This window comes from Nonomuraea purpurea (genome assembly GCF_042650645.1).
Classification (GTDB): domain Bacteria; phylum Actinomycetota; class Actinomycetes; order Streptosporangiales; family Streptosporangiaceae; genus Nonomuraea; species Nonomuraea purpurea.
This window is the reverse complement of the sequence record NZ_JBHSBI010000038.1, coordinates 20615-37857: the sequence shown is the minus strand read 5'-3', so window position 1 is coordinate 37857 and position 17243 is coordinate 20615. Positions and strand designations below refer to the sequence as shown.

17 protein-coding genes are annotated in these 17243 nt (G+C 70.0%); 7 read left to right on the top strand and 10 right to left on the bottom strand.

Annotated elements, in window-relative coordinates:
• Positions 1-43 precede the first annotated feature (43 nt).
• Positions 44-877, bottom strand: coding sequence for a 3-methyl-2-oxobutanoate hydroxymethyltransferase (gene panB / locus ACFOY2_RS47080; RefSeq protein WP_379534682.1), 834 nt, complete (start codon positions 875-877; stop codon positions 44-46).
• A 588-nt stretch (positions 878-1465) separates the two neighbouring features.
• Here panB and ACFOY2_RS47075 point away from each other — a divergent pair.
• From ACFOY2_RS47075 to ACFOY2_RS47060, 4 genes are all read left to right on the top strand, one after another.
• Complete coding sequence (locus ACFOY2_RS47075; RefSeq protein WP_379534681.1) at positions 1466-2899, top strand: MFS transporter; 1434 nt, start codon at positions 1466-1468, stop codon at positions 2897-2899.
• Positions 2900-3495: 596 nt separating this feature from the next.
• Positions 3496-5046 (top strand): MFS transporter, encoded by a 1551-nt coding sequence (locus tag ACFOY2_RS47070; protein WP_379534680.1) that lies wholly within the window; start codon positions 3496-3498, stop codon positions 5044-5046.
• 7 nt (positions 5047-5053) lie between these two features.
• On the top strand, positions 5054-5656 hold the full coding sequence (locus ACFOY2_RS47065) for a TetR/AcrR family transcriptional regulator (RefSeq protein WP_357805646.1): 603 nt from the start codon (positions 5054-5056) through the stop codon (positions 5654-5656).
• A 218-nt stretch (positions 5657-5874) separates the two neighbouring features.
• Positions 5875-6543: a TetR/AcrR family transcriptional regulator gene (locus tag ACFOY2_RS47060; protein ID WP_379534679.1), complete on the top strand. Its 669-nt coding sequence runs from the start codon at positions 5875-5877 to the stop codon at positions 6541-6543.
• A 90-nt stretch (positions 6544-6633) separates the two neighbouring features.
• On the opposite strand, the gene ACFOY2_RS47055 is transcribed toward ACFOY2_RS47060, so the two are convergent.
• Positions 6634-7053 (bottom strand): hypothetical protein, encoded by a 420-nt coding sequence (locus ACFOY2_RS47055; protein ID WP_379534678.1) that lies wholly within the window; start codon positions 7051-7053, stop codon positions 6634-6636.
• Between the two features lie 108 nt (positions 7054-7161).
• Positions 7162-8109: a PP2C family protein-serine/threonine phosphatase gene (locus tag ACFOY2_RS47050; RefSeq protein ID WP_379534677.1), complete on the bottom strand. Its 948-nt coding sequence runs from the start codon at positions 8107-8109 to the stop codon at positions 7162-7164.
• Between the two features lie 42 nt (positions 8110-8151).
• Here ACFOY2_RS47050 and ACFOY2_RS47045 point away from each other — a divergent pair, with 42 nt between their 5' ends.
• Both ACFOY2_RS47045 and ACFOY2_RS47040 read left to right on the top strand, forming a co-directional pair.
• Positions 8152-9150 carry a sigma-70 family RNA polymerase sigma factor gene (locus ACFOY2_RS47045; RefSeq protein ID WP_379534676.1) on the top strand — a complete coding sequence of 333 codons (999 nt, stop codon included), beginning with the start codon at positions 8152-8154 and terminating at the stop codon, positions 9148-9150.
• A gap of 18 nt (positions 9151-9168) precedes the next feature.
• On the top strand, positions 9169-9615 hold the full coding sequence (locus tag ACFOY2_RS47040; RefSeq protein WP_379534675.1) for a nuclear transport factor 2 family protein: 447 nt from the start codon (positions 9169-9171) through the stop codon (positions 9613-9615).
• A gap of 117 nt (positions 9616-9732) precedes the next feature.
• Here ACFOY2_RS47040 and ACFOY2_RS47035 read toward each other — a convergent pair whose 3' ends face one another.
• Positions 9733-10098: a MerR family transcriptional regulator gene (locus tag ACFOY2_RS47035; protein WP_379534674.1), complete on the bottom strand. Its 366-nt coding sequence runs from the start codon at positions 10096-10098 to the stop codon at positions 9733-9735.
• Positions 10099-10174: 76 nt separating this feature from the next.
• On the opposite strand from ACFOY2_RS47035, the gene ACFOY2_RS47030 reads away from it, so the two are divergent.
• Entirely contained in the window at positions 10175-10822 is a 648-nt protein-coding gene (locus tag ACFOY2_RS47030) for an SDR family NAD(P)-dependent oxidoreductase (RefSeq protein ID WP_379534673.1), read from the top strand.
• On the opposite strand, the gene ACFOY2_RS47025 is transcribed toward ACFOY2_RS47030, so the two are convergent.
• The 6 genes from ACFOY2_RS47025 to ACFOY2_RS47005 all read right to left on the bottom strand — a co-directional run bounded on the left by ACFOY2_RS47025 (position 10812) and on the right by ACFOY2_RS47005 (position 17214).
• Complete coding sequence (locus tag ACFOY2_RS47025; RefSeq protein WP_379534672.1) at positions 10812-11687, bottom strand: GNAT family N-acetyltransferase; 876 nt, start codon at positions 11685-11687, stop codon at positions 10812-10814. The two genes, ACFOY2_RS47030 and ACFOY2_RS47025, sit on opposite strands and share 11 nt — an antisense overlap.
• A gap of 71 nt (positions 11688-11758) precedes the next feature.
• Positions 11759-12847: a DNA alkylation repair protein gene (locus tag ACFOY2_RS47020; protein WP_379534671.1), complete on the bottom strand. Its 1089-nt coding sequence runs from the start codon at positions 12845-12847 to the stop codon at positions 11759-11761.
• 76 nt (positions 12848-12923) lie between these two features.
• The gene (locus ACFOY2_RS54770; RefSeq protein WP_449290161.1) at positions 12924-13031 is read right to left on the bottom strand and encodes an MFS transporter small subunit; all 108 of its coding nucleotides are present in this window, start codon (positions 13029-13031) and stop codon (positions 12924-12926) included.
• Positions 13028-14428 carry an L-lactate MFS transporter gene (locus tag ACFOY2_RS47015; protein WP_379534670.1) on the bottom strand — a complete coding sequence of 467 codons (1401 nt, stop codon included), beginning with the start codon at positions 14426-14428 and terminating at the stop codon, positions 13028-13030. Before ACFOY2_RS47015 ends, ACFOY2_RS54770 begins: the two co-directional genes overlap by 4 nt.
• A 190-nt stretch (positions 14429-14618) precedes the next feature.
• Positions 14619-15182, bottom strand: coding sequence for a hypothetical protein (locus ACFOY2_RS47010; RefSeq protein WP_379534669.1), 564 nt, complete (start codon positions 15180-15182; stop codon positions 14619-14621).
• Between the two features lie 259 nt (positions 15183-15441).
• Positions 15442-17214, bottom strand: a complete 1773-nt coding sequence (locus ACFOY2_RS47005) for an NAD+ synthase (protein WP_379534668.1) — start codon at positions 17212-17214, stop codon at positions 15442-15444.
• Positions 17215-17243: the final 29 nt, after the last annotated feature.

The following is a 17243-nucleotide window of genomic DNA, read 5'->3' as shown; positions in this document are numbered from 1 at the left end:
TGGGAGCGGTGGGGACCGGGTTCGGGCACTCGCAGGGGGTGGGTCAGGTGCTGTAGGTGTGTTCGGGGGCCGGGAAAGCCCCTGAGGTCACGTCGGCCGCGAAGGCCCGGACCGCGCGGTCCATTTCATTGGCAAGATCGGCGTACTGCTTGACGAACTTGGCCGGACGCGGCGTGAGCCCCATCAGGTCCTGCCACACCAGCACCTGCGCATCCGTCGCCGCCCCGGCCCCGATGCCGATCGTCGGGATCGCCAGCGAGGTCGTCACCCGCTGTGCCAGCTCGGCGGGCACGCACTCCAGCACCACCGAGAACGCCCCGGCCCGCTCCAGGTCCTTGGCGTCCGACATGAGCTCCTCGCCCGACTGCCCCCGCCCCTGTACGCGATAACCGCCCAGGACGTTGACCGACTGCGGGGTCAGCCCGAGGTGGGCCATGACGGGCACGCCCGCCGCCACCAGCGCCTCCACCTGCGGCAGAACCCGGCGTCCGCCCTCCAGTTTGACCGCGTGCGCCCCCGCCTCCTTCATGAACCGCGCCGCCGACTCCAGCGCCTGCTGGGGCGAGGACTGGTACGAACCGAACGGCAGGTCCGCGACCACGAGCGCGCGCGACGAGCCGCGAACGACGGCCGCCGTAAGGGGCAACAGGTCGTCCACCGTGACGGGCAGCGTGGAATCGTAGCCGTAGACGACCATGGCCGCGGAGTCGCCCACCAGCAGCACGGGGATGCCCGCCTGATCGAACACCCTGGCCGTCATCACGTCGTAGGCCGTGACCATGGGCCACCGCTCTCCGCGTTCCTTGGCCGCCAGCAGATCGCGAACCGTGACCCGCCGACCTGAGATCCCGCCGTACAGCATGTTTGAAGAGGACATGCGTAGCACCTCCAGAACGTCTCGAGGCGCCCTGTTTGCGTCCCCGGACTCACTCCGATGATGTCACGCGCCCGCCCATTCAGGCTCGGGGCGGCAGAGCTGACCGGTTTGGGCGCCGGCTGTAACGGAGGCCACAGGCTCGACACGGGCCGGTCCAGGCGTCGCAGACGCGCCACCGACCTGCCGCTCGCCGACCCCGGGCAGGACGGGAACGGGCGACCCGACGCGAGGAGGCGAGCGCCGGCGTGCCTGGTGCTCGCTCTTCTGGTGGGCGTGGTCCGTGGTGCGGGAGGCGGCCCGGGGCACGGCCGAGCGGCTTGGGCCGAGGCGGGGACGCGCTGGGAGAATCCCTCGGCGAGGAACCGCCAACCAGCGGTCGCCAGCGAGGAGCCGCCAGCGAACGGGCATCGGCCGGCGATCGCCGATCGGGAACCGTCCGCCAGGAACCACCGGGGGAGACGGTCGGGGAGGAAACCTCCGGTGAGGAAGCGTCAGAGAGAAGCCTTCGGGGCGAAACCCGCAGGAAGAAAACCTGTGGCGAAACTGTCGGTGCCTCTTGCCAGAATCAACCCGGAGGTAACACACACCATGGCTCTCGACCCCTACCGACGACTGCTCAAAATTCCGGGCGTCCCCACCCTGCTGTTAGTGGGGTTGCTGGCCCGGGTTCCGACCACGGCCACGGGCATGGCGCTGACCCTGCACGTCGCCGAGATGCTCGACCTGGGCTACACCAAGGCGGGGCTGATCACGCTCGCCAGCACCGTCGGCATGGCGATCGGTTCGCCGTTGTCGGGAAGGTTCGTCGACAAGTACGGCCTGCGTCCCGTGGTCACCGTGACCACGGCCGCGCAGGCCGCATTCTGGGCGTGCGCGTGGGCGTTGCCGTTCCCCGTCCTGGTGGGGACGGCGGCGCTGGCGGGGCTGCTGGGGCTGCCGGTGTTCAGCGTGACGAGGCAGTGCCTGGCAGCCCTGGTGCCGGAGGCTCAGCGGCGCAGCGCGTTCGCGTTGGACTCCATGCTGGTCGAGCTGTCCTACATGACCGGCCCGGCGCTGGCGGTGGCGGGCCTGACGACGCTCGGCAGCGGCATCACCATGACGGTCATCGGGGTCGGCATGACGGTCGCGGGCGTGGGCCTGATCGTCCTCAACCCGCCCACCCGGTCGGCCGCCGAGTTGGAGGAGCAGGCGGAGCGGGCGACGCCGCGGCGGCAGTGGCTGACGCCCGCGTTCGTGGCGCTGCTCGGCACGACGGCGGCGGCCACGTTCGTGCTGACGGCGACCGAGCTCTCCCTCGTGGCCACCATGGACCACACCGGCCAGACCGCGTGGATCGGCCTGGCGGTCGGCATCTGGTGTGTGTTCTCGCTGGTCGGCGGGTTCGTGTATGGCGGCCTCTCGCGTGGCATGTCGCCCTTGGTGCTCATCGCCGGCATGGGCCTGCTGACCATCCCCGTGGGCCTGGTGGGCGAAGACTGGCACTGGCTGGTCCTGGCCCTGTTGCCCGCCGGTCTGCTCTGCGCCCCGGCTCTGTCGTCCACGGTCGACGTCCTCAGCCGCTGGGTGCCCTCCGGGGCCAGGGGCGAGGCGATGGGCTTCCACGGCACGGCCCTCCTGATCGGCGGTGCCATCTCGGCCCCCATCGCCGGAGCCGTCATCGACGGGAGCGGCCCGGAGTGGGCGTTCGTCGTGGCGGGCCTGGTGGGCGTGGTCATGGTCCTGGTCGCCGCCCCGTTCTGGCGCCGCCGCCCCGCCCCCGCGCCCGCCCGCCTGGAGACGGCAGCCGCGCTGGACGAACATGCCGCCAGCGCGCCCGCCGTGGCGGAGCAGGTCGTGCGAGCCGAGGCCATGATGGGGGCGGAGACGGCTACGCGCGCCAAGGGAGCTGAGCCCGTCATGGGGTCCGAGGTGCCCGCATTCGGCGAGAGTGCGCTCGCTCTCGGGGACGGCGAGGCGAGTGCGCGTGGGGGCGCGGCGGTCCTTGCCGAGATGGAGACCAAACCGCAGGAATCAGTCAACTAGCCCAGTTCCGTGACGCGACGCACGCGCCGACGTCGGACTCTCCTCCGCTGGTGACCGCAGAGGAGGTCCGGCACGGGGGCCGGCGCGGGCGTCGCGCCCATCGGTGAAGCTGCGTTGACGACGGGTTGGTTCCGCGTCCCCCTGATGGTGGTGGGCCGGGACGCGGTAGGTCCGGACGATGTGCGTCCTGCCCGCGTTCGGTGGGCCGGCGTCTTCGTGGCGGGCGAAGTGGCGCGGTGACGCATCGAGGGCGGATTGCGGGGGCGTCCGTCTGGGCTGTGGTCCTGGGGGGACGCCACCCGCCGAGGTGCATGGTGCTTGCCCATTTGGCCTTATCTGTTCTGGTTTGCGGCTGCCAGGATCGGCGGTCGTGCCCGCAGCGGCGCATCCACATCTGGGCGTTGAGCGAGGGGGAGCCGTCGAGCGCCTCGTGATGGGGCGTACGGGTGAGGCTCGCCTCATGGGTGTCTTGGCGGTGTATGGGCTGGTCTGGGAGTGTTTACCTGGTGTTTACGAAACGGGACCGTTGCGTATCGGAATGCCTTGCGATACGGTGTCGTTGCGAAACTTAAGCGTATCGAAATTAAGGACCTTTCATGGACCCGAACACGGGACATCCACGCCGGTGGACCATCCTCGGCGTTCTGGTCTTCAGCCTCCTGGCGGTCGTGCTCGACAACACGATCCTCAACGTGGCGATGAAGACCATCGCCGACAAGACAGTCGGTTTGGGCGCGACGCAGAGTCAGCTCGAATGGGCGATCAACTCCTACACGCTCGTCTTCGCCGGCCTGCTGTTCACGTTCGGCGTGATCGGTGACCGGACGGGGCGCAAGCGGATGTTGTTCATCGGCATGGCGCTGTTCGGCCTGGCCTCGCTGGCCAGCGCCTACTCGCAGGATCCGACGCAGTTGATCCTGGCGAGGGCGGCGATGGGCATCGGCGGGGCGGCGATCATGCCGGCGACGCTGGCCATCATCTCGAACGTCTTCCCACCCGGCGAGCGCGGCAAGGCGATCGGCGTGTGGGCCGGTGGCGTGGGGCTCGCGGTGGCCATCGGGCCGATCACGGGCGGCCTGCTGATCGAGCACTTCTGGTGGGGCTCGGTCTTCCTGATCAACGTGCCGATCGTGGTGATCAGCATGATCCTCATCGCGACCATCGTGCCGGAATCGCGTGACCCGAAGCCGTCCAAGCTGGACCCGGTCGGCGTGATCCTGTCGATCATCGGCCTGGTGGCCATCGTGTACGGGATCATCCGCGGCGGCGAGCTGGCCACGGTGGCGAGCGCGGAGGTGCTGGTGCCCACGGTGATCGGCCTGGTGGTGCTGGGCCTGTTCGTGTGGTGGGAGCGGCGCATCGACCACCCGGTCTTCGACGTGCGCAGTTTCTCCAACGTCCGCTTCAGCTCGGCCATCGGCATGATGGGCATCGTCTTCTTCGCGATGATGGGCGGGATGTTCTTCCTGACGTTCTACCTGCAGATCGTGCTGGGCTTCACGCCGATACAGGCGGGCGCGCTGATGATCCCGTTCGCCGCCGCGCAGCTCATCTTCGCGCCGCTCAGCCAGCGGGTGAACGAGCGGTTCGGCGCCAAGCTGTCGGCCACCGTGAGCATGCTCGTGGTGACGGCGGCCCTGGGCAGCTACGCGTTCCTGGACCAGAACACGCCCATCTGGCTGATCGAGGTGATCTTCTTCGTCCAGGGTGCCGCGATGGCGAACATCATGCCGCCCGCCACCACGGCTATCATGGAGTCGCTGCCCAGGGAGAAGGCAGGGGTCGGATCGGCCATGAGCAACACCGTCCGTCAGGTAGCCGGCGCGCTGGGCGTGGCCGTGCTCGGCTCGGTGTTGTCGTCCAGCTACCGCGGAGAGATCGCGCCGGCGCTGGCCGGGCTGCCCTCCAACGTTCAGCACTCGGCCGGTGAGTCGATCATGGCGACGATGGGCGTCGCCCAGACGCTCGGTGAGCAGGGGCAGGCGCTGGTCAAGCCCGCGTTCACCGCGTTCGTGAACGGAATGCATGTCACGGCGCTCGTGTCGGCCGTGATCGCGCTGCTCGGCGTCGCGCTGGTGGCCAGGTGGATGCCCGGCAAAGCGCGCCCCGTGCAGCAGGCGGAATCGAAGGAACCAGCGGTAGTGTGAGGCCGCGATGACGATCCAGGAATCAGGGACTGCCCGGCCCGCGGGGCGGCCGCGCAGCGAGAAGGCGGAGAAGGCGATCATCGAGGCGACCCTCGACCTGATCGGCGATGGCATGGGCGTGTCCGAGCTGTCCATCGAGGCGATCGCGTCGAAGGCGGGGGTCGGCAAGACGACGATCTACCGGCGCTGGTCCAGCAAAGAGGACCTCATCGTGGACGCCCTGTCCACGCTCAAGGCGCCGTTGCCGCCGCTCACCGGGGTGTCGGTGCGCGACGACCTGATCAGCCTGCTGGACGCCATGCGCAAAGAGGCGGGCAACCGGCGCAACCGCTGCGTGATGAACATCGCGATGAACGAGGCCGACCGCTACCCCCGGCTGATGGAGCGCTTCATGAAGCGGGCCGTCGAGCCGCGCAAGGAGGCGCTGCGGTCCGTGATCGAACGCGGCATCGCCACCGGCGAGCTGAGGGCCGACCTGGGCGTCGACATGTGCGTGGCGGTTCTGTCCGGGGCCATGCTGTGGCACACCAAGTGGGGGCCGGCCGGCGATCTCCCGTCGGATCTGGCCGAACGCGTGGTGGACGCGGCCCTGGAGGGGCTGGCTCCCTGACCCTGGATGTCCTTCACTGAGGGAGGTGCCCTGCGGGGTGCCTCCCTCAGTGCGCGTTGCGGGCGCGGACGGCTGGGCGGAGGACAGCGACTTCGTGTTCCGTTCCTCGACGGCGTCGAGCAGTTGATCGCGCGGCGCGAGAGGATGACCCCGAGTGGCTGTCCGGCTCGGTAGGCTGGTCGTACGGTTTTCCGTACACCGCACGGGAAGGTCTACGCATGTCGATCTGGCTGCGCGAGGATGGCCCGGCGCGCAAGCCGCGGCTGTCGCGCGAACGCATCGTCGAGGCCGCCGTCGCTCTGCTCGACGCCGAGGGCCAGGCAGGCTTGTCCATGCGGGCGCTGGCCGCCCGGCTGCGGGCCGGGACGATGTCGCTTTACGAGTACGTCCAGAGCAAGGAGGACGTCCTCGACCTGGCACTCGACACGGTCATCGGCGAGATCGAACCCGCGGGGCCGGGCCCGTGGCGCGAGGTCCTGGTCAGGCAGCTCACGCAGAACAGGCAGGTCATGCGCCGCCACCCCTGGGTGCCCGCGCTCACCGCCACCCGCCCCCTGCTCGGCCCCAACGCGCTCGACCGCTCCCGCCGCGTCCACACCGCTCTGGCCGGGGCCGGGCTCAGCGGCTTCGAGCTGAGCGCCGCCGTCGGAGCCGTCACCTACTACGTGAACGGGTACGTCGCCGCGGAGAACGCCTGGTGGGCCACCATCCGCACCCCCGAAGCCGACGCCGAGATCCGCGAACGGGTCTACCGGCACCTGCGCGAGCACGTCACGGAGCTCGCCACGCTCTCCCAGGTCGAGTACGGCGACTTCGACGGCGCGTTCCTGCTCGGGCTCGACCTCATCCTCGACGGCATCCAGGCCCGGCTTCCGGCGAAGGGCTGACACCACCGGGGTGCGCCCAGCGCCGCGCTCGCCACCTGGTGCCGTCCCGCGAGAAATTCCCAGGCCGGCCATGAATTTCCGTTCAGAACGTCAGCACTTTTTGACGAACGTGATGTGCGTGACGCCGAATCCGGCGTGCCCGACCTTCTTCCTGCCCTTGGTCCCGGCGTTCACGGAGATGCACGCCAGCGTGCCGAATTTTGGCGGCTTCTGGCCTGCGGCGCCCATCACCTTGAACGACCGCCGCTGTTTGCAGTGGTTGTTGAAATAGAAGGTGGTGCTGACAATGCCCGTCTTGTAGGACACGTTGAACTTCTTGCCCTTGGGAGACGTGCACTTGGAGCCCTTGTCGACCAGGATTTCCGGAGCATCGGGCGGATCGCTCGGTGTGGGCGAGGGTATGGCCGTCGGCGGAGCCGACGGGGTCGGCTCCGCGGCGGCGGGAGATGTCGATGTCGTGATGACTCCCAGGGCGATTACCAGCGCCCCCAGGTATCGATGATTCCGCATCTACTCTCTCTCTGTGCATCCGAATTTGCCGATAATGCGGCTTGCGAGATTTCAAAGTATCGACATTCCATACAAAATCCATACAAATTATCTATATCGGCGAACGTTTTACCTGAATCCATGGCGTGATTTCGTCTGGTCATTTCCCGGTTCAATTCCCTGGACCTGGATGAGCAGGGCGGTGATGTTGTCGTGGCCGCCGGCGTCGAGTGCGGTTCCGACCAGATTCCTGGCGTCCTGCAGGAGGTCGCCGTGACCCGGGCGCAGGGCGGGGGCGGGCGGGAGGTGGCGCCAGAGCCCGTCGGTGCACAGCAGCAGGCGGCCCGGGCCTCGGGGGCGGTAGCTGCGGATGCGGGGCTCCGGGGCCTGCGCGTCCGCGCCCAGCCAGGCCGACAGGGCGTCGTGGGCGCCGGTGTCGTCCTCGGTCAGGGCCATCGCGGTGCCCTCGTCGGGCAGCCAGTACGCGCGGCTGTCCCCGATCCAGCAGGCCCAGATGCCATCCTGGCCGGCGATGGCCGCCACGTAGGTACAGGCCGGAGCGGCGCGCACCGACGTGGCCAGGGCGGCGACCGCGCGGGCCGCCCGGATGGCGGACTGCGTGAGGGCGTCTTCCGGCAGGACGTCCGCGCGCAGGGCCGAGGCCAGGGCCGACGTACCCGTCTCCGCCGCCACCTGGGCCGCCCGCTCGGGGCGTGGGGACATGGAGATGCCGTCGCACACCACCCCGATCGTCCACGTCCTCGCGGTGGCCAGCGCCATCGCGTCGGCGTTGCGCCCACGGCGCTTGCCCCGGTCGCTGACCCCGGCCCCGAGCATGTGGCCTGGACCGCAGTTTGCCGTGGATTGTCCGGGCACGGGTGGGTGGGCGGTGTGCTGGTCGGCCATGCGCCGGCCGGACGCCGTCGGTCGTTCGGTCGTGGGCGGGTCGGATGGGGTGGTGGGGCTGGTCAGCGTGATTTCCAGATGGGCGCGGAAGTCCGGTTGCTCAGCGCCACAGTCCCAGCAGAAGCCGTCGGGGGCCACCGTCCCGCCGCACGAAAGGCAGTCTGTCAGCATCCGGCGGTAGCTTAGCCCGCAGCGACGCGGGGAGGACGGGCGATGGAGAGCATGACGATGGAGTTGCTGGCTGCGGCGCGAGAGGGAGACCAGGACGCCTTCGGCCGGCTCGTGGGGCCGTTGCGGGGGGAGTTGCGCGCGCATTGTTACCGGATGCTCGGCTCCTTCCACGACGCCGACGACGCCGTCCAGGAGACGCTGGATCGTGCCTGGCGCAACCTGGAGAGGTTCGAGGATCGGGGGTCGATCCGGCCATGGCTGTATAAGATCGCCACCAATCGTTCCCTGACCCTCATCGAACGCCGGGCCCGGCGCGAACTGCCCGCCGACCTCAGCGGGCCGTCGGCGGAGGTGGCGTGGCTGGAGCCGTACCCGGATCGGCTGATGAGCTGGACGGCGGAGCTGTCGCCCGAGGCCAGGGCCGTGGCGCGGGAGAGCGTGGAGCTGGCGTTCGTGGTGGCGCTGCAGCACCTGTCGGCCCAGCAGCGGGCCGTGCTGCTGCTGCGCGACGTCCTCGGCTACGCCGCCCGCGAGGCCGCCGACCTGCTGGAGACCACGGTCGCGGCGGTCAACAGCGCGCTCCAGCGGGCCAGGAAGTCCCTGGACGACCTGCTTCCCGAGACGACTCGGCCGGACGAGGCCGAGCAGCGGGAGCTGGCGCGGCGGTATGCGAGCGCCTGGGAGGCCGGCGACGTCGAGGCCATCGTGGCGATGCTGACCGAGGACGCGAAGTTCTCGATGCCGCCGCTGACCGCCTGGTACGCGGGCCACGACGCCATCCGCGCCTTCCTGCTCGACGGGCCGCTACGGCACCGCTGGCGGTTCCTGCCCACGCGGGCGAACGGCCAGCTCGCCTTCGGCACCTACATGTGGGACGACGACCGCGCCGCCTTCCTCCCGGCCGGGGTGGACGTGCTCGTCGTGCGCGGCATGCGGGTCGCGGAGGTGGTGTCGTTCCTGGACGCCGATTTCGGCGCGTTCGCACTTCCCGCGATGATTTCCGGCGACGGCCCGGGTTCTACCCCTGACGGAGGCAACTGACCCGGAAGGAACCGTGCCATGCCGACCAACGACGAGCAGATCCGCGCCCTGATCGAGAGCTGGGCCGAGGCGGTGCACCTCGGCGACCTGGAGACCGTCGCCGCCGAGCACGCCGAGGACATCGTCATGTACGACGTGCCCGAGAACGTCCACGGCATCGAGGCGTACCGGAAGGCATGGCCGCCCTTCTTCACCTGGCAGGCCGACGGGGCGGTGTTCGAGATCGAGTCCCTTGACGTCACCGCCGGTGAGGACGTCGCCTTCGCCCATGCCCTGCTGCGCTGCGGCATGCCCGAGGACGTGGCCAGGAACCGGATGCGGCTGACGCTCGGCCTGCGCAAGGAGGGCGGGCGGTGGGTCGTCGCGCACGAGCACCACTCGTTCCCCCTCACCGACGACGGGACCTTCGTTGAGGAGGGAGAAGGGAACGGGGAGCGGGAGGTGCGGCGGAGCGGCGCCTGGTGATGATCCACCAGCACCTCTCGGTTCCGTACGACCTGGACACGGGCGTCGTGAGGAGCGACCTGCGCCCGTAACGGGCCTCGGGGCACGGTTCCCGGCCGGCAACCCCCACAGGGTTGTCTATCGGGGCTGTCCGAGGGCGGTGTCGAGCAGGGTGTCGAGTGCCTGTTGCGTCGCCCGCAGCCGTTCGATCGACTCCGTGATGCGCCGCCGCTCCCGCCGCAGACTGGACAGCATGGTGGGGCAGGAGCTGACCACCATCAGGTCGCCCACGTCATGGACGCACTCCAGCAGCCGGGCGATGACCGCCGTCGGCAGCCCGGCGGCGAGCATGGCGCGGATGTGGCGAACGGCCGCCACGTCCGGCTCGCCGTACTCGCGGTAGCCGTTGGGCAGCCGCTCCGGCCTGAGCAGCCCCTGCTCTTCGTAGTACCGCAGCAGCCGCCTGCTCACCCCGGTCTCCCGAGCCAGGTCGCCGATGCGCATGCCGTCCCCCTTGACCTTCACATGGATGTGACGCCCTAGCGTCGCGCGTATCACACGCAACAACGCGAAGGAGTGGATGATGCCGGGTGCGGTGATCATCGGAGCGGGGCCGGGGATCGGACGGTCGGTCGCCAGGAGGTTCGCACGCGAGGGGATGCCGATCGCCCTGGTGGCGCGTACCCGGGAAAGCCTGGAGGCCGTCCGGCTCAAGGAGGGGGCGCTCACGTACACCGCCGACGCCGCCGACGAGACGGCACTGCGCGCCGCGCTCGACGCGGCGACGGCCGAGCTGGGCACGCCCGACGTCGTCGTCTACAACGCCGCGATCGTCAGGGCCGACACCGTCGCGGAGGCGACCGTGCGCGCCCACCTTGACGCCTGGGCGGTCGACGTGGTCGGCGCGCTGATCGCCGCCGCCCATGTCGGGCCCGCGATGGCGCGGCGCGGGAGCGGCTCGTTCCTCGTGACCGGCGGGATGCCGACGCCCAAGGCGGGGTATGTCAGCCTCTCTCTCGGCAAGTCCGGCGTGCGCACGCTGGTGGAGCTGCTCGACCAGGAGTACGGACCCTCGGGCGTCCACGTGGCGAGCGTCACCGTCGACGGGCCCGTCGCGCCCGGCACCGGCTTCGACCCCGACGACATCGCCGAGCACTACTGGCGCCTGCACACCCAGCCGCGCGGGGAGTGGGAGCGGGAGGTCCTGCACAGCGGCCTCAGCGTGTGAGCTTCCAGAGCCAGCCGACGCATCGCAGCCCGAGCCGGGCGGCGACGCTCTGGGAGGAGCGGTTGCCGGCGCTCGTGCTGTAGAACAGGCGGGTTCCGGGCAGCAGATCGGCCCACACGGCGGTGGTCGCGGCGGCGTAGCCCCGGCCGCGGAACTCGGGTGCGGTCCACACGCCGGCCTCCGCCCCTTCGGGGGTTCTGCGCGCGCTGTGGCAGAGGGAGGCGACCTGCCCGTCCTCGACGATCATCGCCCATGGCGCCCCCGCCCCGCCGCCGACGAGCTCGTCCCACTCCTCCGGGGCCCAGGTGCCTGGACGCAGGGGACGGACGAGCCTGGCGTGCGCCGGATCGTCGGACCGCAGGACGCGGGCGGCGGTGTCGAACCGGATCGGCGGGCAGACCAGATAACTAGGCCCGCCGGAGACTGCCAACCCCTCGCCCAGGAGCGCGCGGCACCGCTCCAGGACGGTCGGCGGCTCCCCGAACGGAGGTGCGTGGGCGTCGTCGGCGATGAGGGCGCGCGGAGGCGGCGGGGTGTCGGTGGTGCTCGGGGTGGGTGGAAGCGGTGGGCGGTTGGTGGTGTCGAGGACGGGCGGAGGTGGCGAGGCGGCGGCGATGAGGGTGAGGAGCTGCGCGGACAGGTCGTCGGGCACGTCGGCGGCGACGGTGGCGGCCAGGCCGTCGGCGGCCACCCCGACCACCAGGGTCGGCGGGACGTCGTCATCCAAGGAGCCGGTCAGCCGCCCTCGGCCGTCGAGCCGCCAGATGACCCCCATCTCCACGCGCAGCAGGTCGGCGTCGCCGGCTGGTCGTGTCATGGTCTTTCCCTCCGGCTCGGGCAGGCCGCCGTCGGCTGGTTGTGTCATGGTCTTTCCCCGGTTCAACGGTCCGGGAAGGCTGTCGCCGGCCGGTTGTGTCATGGTCGCTCCCCCCCAAGTCACCGGTCCGTGAGGGCGTCGTCAGAGGTCAACGTGAACGCGGTGGTCGCGGCCACCCGCCCGTTCACGATCACGTCGAGCTCGCGTGGCCCGGGCGGCTCGCGGCGGGTGGTCACCGGCCGGAACGAGTGGCTCTTGCGCACGACGAACGCCGCCCCGGCCTCGTCAGCCTCCCGCTGGGCCAGGTGGAACACGCGACGCGAGCCCGGCCGCCTGACCGCGTACTTGAGCAGCAGCGGCCCAGGAGCCTCGGCCGTGACCGTGAGCGTGAAGGTCAGGTGGCCACCCACGGCCACGGTGTCGGACTCCAGGCTCAGCGCGTCGACCGAGCCGCTGCCCGGGGTGGCGCCCACCAGCGCGAGCGCCTCCGGATGGCCCGCCCGCAGCAGCCCGCGCGCGGCGTGCCGCAGCACCCGCTCGACGTGTGAGCCGCCGTCGGAACGCCAGCGGGCCAGCAGCTCGATCGCGGCCCGCGGATGGTCTTTGGCCAGGTCGTTGACATGGTTGGCGACCGAGCGGCGGACGTATTCGCTCGGGTCGTCGCGCAGCAGGTCGAGCAGGGGCAGCGTGGGGCCGGGCGTCATCAGCCAGCCCACCCGCGCGGCCCACGGCAGCCGCGGACGCGATCCCTCGGAGGCCAGGCGGCGCAGGTGCTCGTCGGGCGACTCCGCCCAGCCGTACATGATCTTGAGGGCGTCGTCCCGATGGCGCTCAAGGAACGGGCGCACGGCGAACTCGCCCGTGGAGTGCGGTGTGAGCACGGCCAGCGTGGCCATCGCCACGTCGAGGTGGTCGAGCCCGTGGACGGCCGTGTGGTCGGTGGCCGGCCAGCCGCTCCACATGTCGAGCGGCGTGCGGGAGACGGACTCGCGGACGATCTCGGCGGCCTGCGGGTAGGGCAGCGGAAGCGCGTCGTGCAGGACCGCGGAGACGTGCCTGACCCGTTCCTTGAGCTCCAGCCCGTCGAGCCCGGCCAGGGCCCGCGCGGTGAAGCGAGCCCGGGGGAACGGCGCCCACGCGGCGGCCAGCCCGTCGGCGAGCACCGACACGGATCGGGTGTTGATCATGTTCTTCAGCGGTTCTGCCACGCGAACACTTTGCCAGCCGTCACCGACAATCCCGCCGGGGATCCGGTCCCGACCCGAAGCCCATTCCAGCCAGTGCCTAAAGGAAGAGCTGGGTGAGCTTCAGCATCAGCTCGTAGAGCCCGAACGCGAACGGCAGGCCGACCCAGGCCCACGCCAGCGCCATGAGAGCGGTCCTGCGGCTCATCGGGCGACCTCCTGTCCTTCGACCGGCGCGGGCCGTTCGTGGTAGCGCTCGCTCACCGGCCGGATCAGCTCGTTGGCGAGCAGCCCCACCAGGAGCAGCCCGATCATGATGTAGAGCGACGTCGTGTATAGGGCGGGCCCCGACCTCCCCGCCGCCTTCTGCGCGTCGGCGATCGCGTTGACGATCAGCGGCCCGAGCACGCCCGCCGTGGACCAGGCCGTCAGCAGCCGTCCGTGGATCGCGCCGACCTGGTAGGTGCCGAAGAGGTCCTTCAGGTACGCGGGGACCGTCGCGAACCCGCCGCCGTAGAAGGACAGGATGCCCAGCGCGCACACGATGAACAGCGGCCTGGAGGAGTCGCCCGCCAGCGAGATCACGAGGTACAGCAGCGCCCCGACCCCCAGGTAGACCCGGTACATGTTCTTGCGCCCGATCAGGTCCGAGGTCGAGGACCAGACGAAGCGTCCCGCCATGTTCGCCAGCGACAGCAGCGCGACGAAGCCGGCGGCCGCGCCCACGGCGACGGGCGTCGCCGTGCCCGAGAAGAAGTCCCTGATCATCGGCGCGGCCTTCTCCAGGATGCCGATGCCCGCCGTCACATTGCAGCACAGCACGATCCACAGAAGGTAGAACTGCGGGGTGCGGATGGCGTTGCGCGCCGAGACGTCGGCCGTCGTGATCAGCTTGCGGGCCTGGACCGCGGGCGGCGTCCAGCCCGGCGGAGACCAGCCGTCGGCCGGGACGCGCACGAGCAGCACGCCCATCGTCATGAACACCGCGTAGACCAGGCCGTGGATCAGGAACGTGGTGGCGATGCCGCCGGTGTCAGAGCCGAAGGCGCCGAGCATCTGCGCCGACCACGGCGAGGCGATCAGGGCCCCGCCCCCGAACCCCATGATGGCGATGCCCGTGGCCATGCCGGGACGGTCGGGGAACCATTTGATCAGCGTGGAGACGGGCGAGATGTAGCCGATGCCGAGCCCGATCCCGCCGACGACGCCGTACCCGAGGACGACCAGCCAGTACTGCCTGGTGGCCACGCCCAGCGCCGACAGCAGGAAGCCGGAGGAGAAGCAGACCATCGAGACGAACATCGCCCAGCGAGGTCCGTTGCGTTCCACGAGTGTGCCGCCGAAGGCCGCCGACAGGCCCAGCATGACGATGCCGAGCTGGAACGGCAGGGCGCTCTGGGTGCCTGACAGGTTGAGCGAGGACTCCAGCGGGGGTTTGAACACGCTCCACGCGTATGCCTGCCCGATGGCCAGGTGGACCGACAGCGCCGCCGGCGGCACCAGCCACCGGCTCCACGTGGGTGGCGCCACGATACGGGAACGACTGAAGAATCCGGTGCGACTCGCTAGCTGCGTGCTGTCTGTCACGCGACATGGGTACCACATACTGTATGCAGCTTTGGCGAGCTGTACGGCGAACGGTCGTAAATGATCGACGAACGGCATCCGGCTCGTGGGAGTCGCCAACGGGCGGAGGCCGGGCCGCCCGATTTTTCCGGTGAACCCCTGAAATCGCGGATCCGCTGAATTCCAGTGGCGTCCCCGCCCGCCTCTCCTCGGGCGGGGACGACCCCGGTCAGTGCTTAATCAATTTCTGGGTCATTTGCGTGATCAGTGACTGGCGGTGTACCTGCTTGCCCCGGGATTCGGCGGACAGTTCGGTGGTCCATTGGGTGAAGGCGGCGTTGCCGAGGAGTCTGTTCAGCAGGCCGCCGGGGGCCTCGTCGTCGAAGATCCAGGCGGGCAGCGAGTAGTTGCCGTACTCCTTGGAGGCGCCGGCCATGGCGGGCACGTTCGTGATGCCGACCGAATAGAGGACGGCGCAACACACCATGCACACCGGGTTGGTGAGCGCCTGGAACGTTCCATTCTGCAGGTTCTCGCCGGCGTCGTAGGCCTGGTTCAGGCAGTCGACCTCGCCGTGCATGCCGGAGTTGGACGAGCCGTTGTAGGTGTTGCCACCCCAGGCCATGGTGCAGGTGGTCTGCTGGCCCGGGGCCATGATGGCACCGGCCGTGACCATGAGGCCCGGAATGTTCTGCTTGATGTACGTGGCCCACAGGCCCGCGACCTCGGGGATCACGTTCTCCGGAGGCTTGCCCCTGGTCCGCGTCGGCCTGCCCACACTCTCCGCCGTCATGACGCATTCCTTTCTGCCGCGTGCGCGGCAATGCGTGGAAGGGAATGGGAGTCCCCCGAAACGCCTTCCTGGATTCCCCCCGGAATCTCGCCGAAGGCGCACATAACTGGTCATCGTACGGGCGTCCCAGCCGAGCGCAAGGTGGCCTTCCGGTCATATGAAGGTGACCGCGCCGTGCATATGAGAATGCGCATGACTGTCAAATGGCGGCTTACCATGAATTGGTCTCGGTGTGAAATTCCGCCGCCACGTGGGGGTCTCAGCCGGTCGTCTCCCGCCACCGGTTCGTGATCGGCAGGCGCCGGTCCCTGCCGAAGTTCTTCGGGGTGATCTTGGGGCCGGGCGGGTACTGACGCCGCTTGTACTCCGCCATGTCCACCAGCCGGATGACGCGGGTCACCAGCGCCGGGTCATGGCCGGCCGCGATGAGCTCCTGGGAGCCCATGTCCTTCTCGACGTAGTCGTCCAGCAGCCGGTCGAGCACCTCGTACGGCGGCAGCGAGTCGGTGTCGCGCTGGTCGGGACGGAGTTCGGCGCTCGGCTCCTTGGTGATGGAGTTCTCCGGGATCGGTCGCTCGGCCCGCAGCAGGAAGCCCTCGCAGGTGTTGGCGTTGCGCCACCTGGACAGCTCCCACACCATCGTCTTGGGCACGTCCTTGATCGGGGCGAAGCCGCCGGCCGAGTCGCCGTACAGGGTCGAGTAGCCGGTCGCCAGCTCGCTCTTGTTGCCGGTGGTCAGCACCAGGTGGCCGTGCTGGTTGGACAGGCCCATGAGGATCATGCCGCGCACCCTGGCCTGGAGGTTCTCGGCGGCCAGGCCGGACAGCTCGATCTCCTTCTCGAAGGCGGTGACGATGTTGGCGATCGGGACGATCTGCGAGGTGACGCCCTGCCTGCGCACCAGCTCTTCGGCGTCGGTCAGCGAGTGGTCGGAGGAGTAACGGGAGGGCATGGGGACGACGTTGACGCGCGAGGGGCCGATGGCGTCGGAGGCGATCGTGGCCGTCAGCGCCGAGTCGATGCCGCCGGACAGGGCCAGGATGACCGACTGGAAGCCGTTCTTGGCCACGTAGTCGCGTACCGCGAGCACCAGCGCCGAGTAGACCTCCGCGTGCGGGTCGAGCCGTTCGGCGACCGTCGAGGGCACGGGCGGGTAGGGCGGCACGGGGTCGGACGACAACACGACGCGCTCGACGGTGATCGTGGAGCCGTCGCTCGCGTCGTAGGGGAAGCTGCCCGGCTCGGCGTCCGACACCGGCAGGTCCAGGTCCACGACCAGCAGTTCCTCACGGAACTGACCGGCCCGCGCCACCGGCTCGCCCGAGCCGTCCACCACGATCGAGTCGCCGTCGAAGACCAGCTCGTCCTGCCCGCCGACCTGGTTGACGTAGACGAGCGCGCACCCCGCCTCGCGGGCCCGGCGCGCGCACAGCTCCAGCCGTACGTCGTCCTTCTCCTTCTCATACGGAGAGGCGTTCGGCACGACCAGCAGCCCGGCTCCGGCCTGCCCCACGACGGACACCGGCCCGCCCTCCTGCCAGAGGTCCTCGCAGACCGCGATCGCCACGTCGACCCCGTGCAGCCGGAAGATCGGCAGCCGGTCGCCGCGCACGAAGTAGCGGTACTCGTCGAACACGCCGTAGTTGGGCAGGTGGTGCTTGGCCGTGCGGACGACCACCTCGCCCCGGTGGAGCAGCGCCGCCGCGTCCAGGGGGGCGCCCTTCGGCTGGCCGACGCGGGGGGCCAGCCCTGCGCGGTCGACGTAGCCGACCACCACCGGCAGCTCGCCCAGGCCCTCCCGCTCCAGCCTGCGCGCCACCTCCTCCAGGGTCTGGATGCTGGCGTCCACGAAGGACGTGCGCAGCACGAGGTCCTCCACGGGGTAGCCGGTGAGGAGCATCTCGGTGAAGACCACGAGGTGGGCCTCGCGCTCGGCGGCGTCGCGGGTCCAGGCGACGAGCCGGTCGGCGTTGGCCGACAGGTCGCCGACGGTCGGGTTCGTCTGGGCGAGGGCGATGCGCAGTTGTGCCACGCGCCCAGCCTAGTACGACCCGATTTTTA

Bases quoted from the DNA above. Each gene is read 5' to 3' on its own strand.
- ACFOY2_RS47010 (WP_379534669.1), bottom strand. From the start codon at position 15,182: ATGACGGCGGAGAGTGTGGGCAGGCCGACGCGGACCAGGGGCAAGCCT.
- ACFOY2_RS47050 (WP_379534677.1), bottom strand. From the start codon at position 8,109: ATGCTGACAGACTGCCTTTCGTGCGGCGGGACGGTGGCCCCCGACGGC.
- ACFOY2_RS47070 (WP_379534680.1), top strand. From the start codon at position 3,496: ATGGACCCGAACACGGGACATCCACGCCGGTGGACCATCCTCGGCGTT.
- ACFOY2_RS47075 (WP_379534681.1), top strand. From the start codon at position 1,466: ATGGCTCTCGACCCCTACCGACGACTGCTCAAAATTCCGGGCGTCCCC.
- ACFOY2_RS47065 (WP_357805646.1), top strand. From the start codon at position 5,054: ATGACGATCCAGGAATCAGGGACTGCCCGGCCCGCGGGGCGGCCGCGC.
- ACFOY2_RS47060 (WP_379534679.1), top strand. From the start codon at position 5,875: ATGTCGATCTGGCTGCGCGAGGATGGCCCGGCGCGCAAGCCGCGGCTG.
- ACFOY2_RS47030 (WP_379534673.1), top strand. From the start codon at position 10,175: ATGATGCCGGGTGCGGTGATCATCGGAGCGGGGCCGGGGATCGGACGG.
- ACFOY2_RS47055 (WP_379534678.1), bottom strand. From the start codon at position 7,053: ATGCGGAATCATCGATACCTGGGGGCGCTGGTAATCGCCCTGGGAGTC.
- ACFOY2_RS54770 (WP_449290161.1), bottom strand. From the start codon at position 13,031: ATGAGCCGCAGGACCGCTCTCATGGCGCTGGCGTGGGCCTGGGTCGGC.
- ACFOY2_RS47035 (WP_379534674.1), bottom strand. From the start codon at position 10,098: ATGCGCATCGGCGACCTGGCTCGGGAGACCGGGGTGAGCAGGCGGCTG.
- ACFOY2_RS47045 (WP_379534676.1), top strand. From the start codon at position 8,152: ATGGAGAGCATGACGATGGAGTTGCTGGCTGCGGCGCGAGAGGGAGAC.
- ACFOY2_RS47025 (WP_379534672.1), bottom strand. From the start codon at position 11,687: ATGACACAACCAGCCGACGGCGGCCTGCCCGAGCCGGAGGGAAAGACC.
- ACFOY2_RS47015 (WP_379534670.1), bottom strand. From the start codon at position 14,428: ATGTGGTACCCATGTCGCGTGACAGACAGCACGCAGCTAGCGAGTCGC.
- panB (WP_379534682.1), bottom strand. From the start codon at position 877: ATGTCCTCTTCAAACATGCTGTACGGCGGGATCTCAGGTCGGCGGGTC.
- ACFOY2_RS47040 (WP_379534675.1), top strand. From the start codon at position 9,169: ATGCCGACCAACGACGAGCAGATCCGCGCCCTGATCGAGAGCTGGGCC.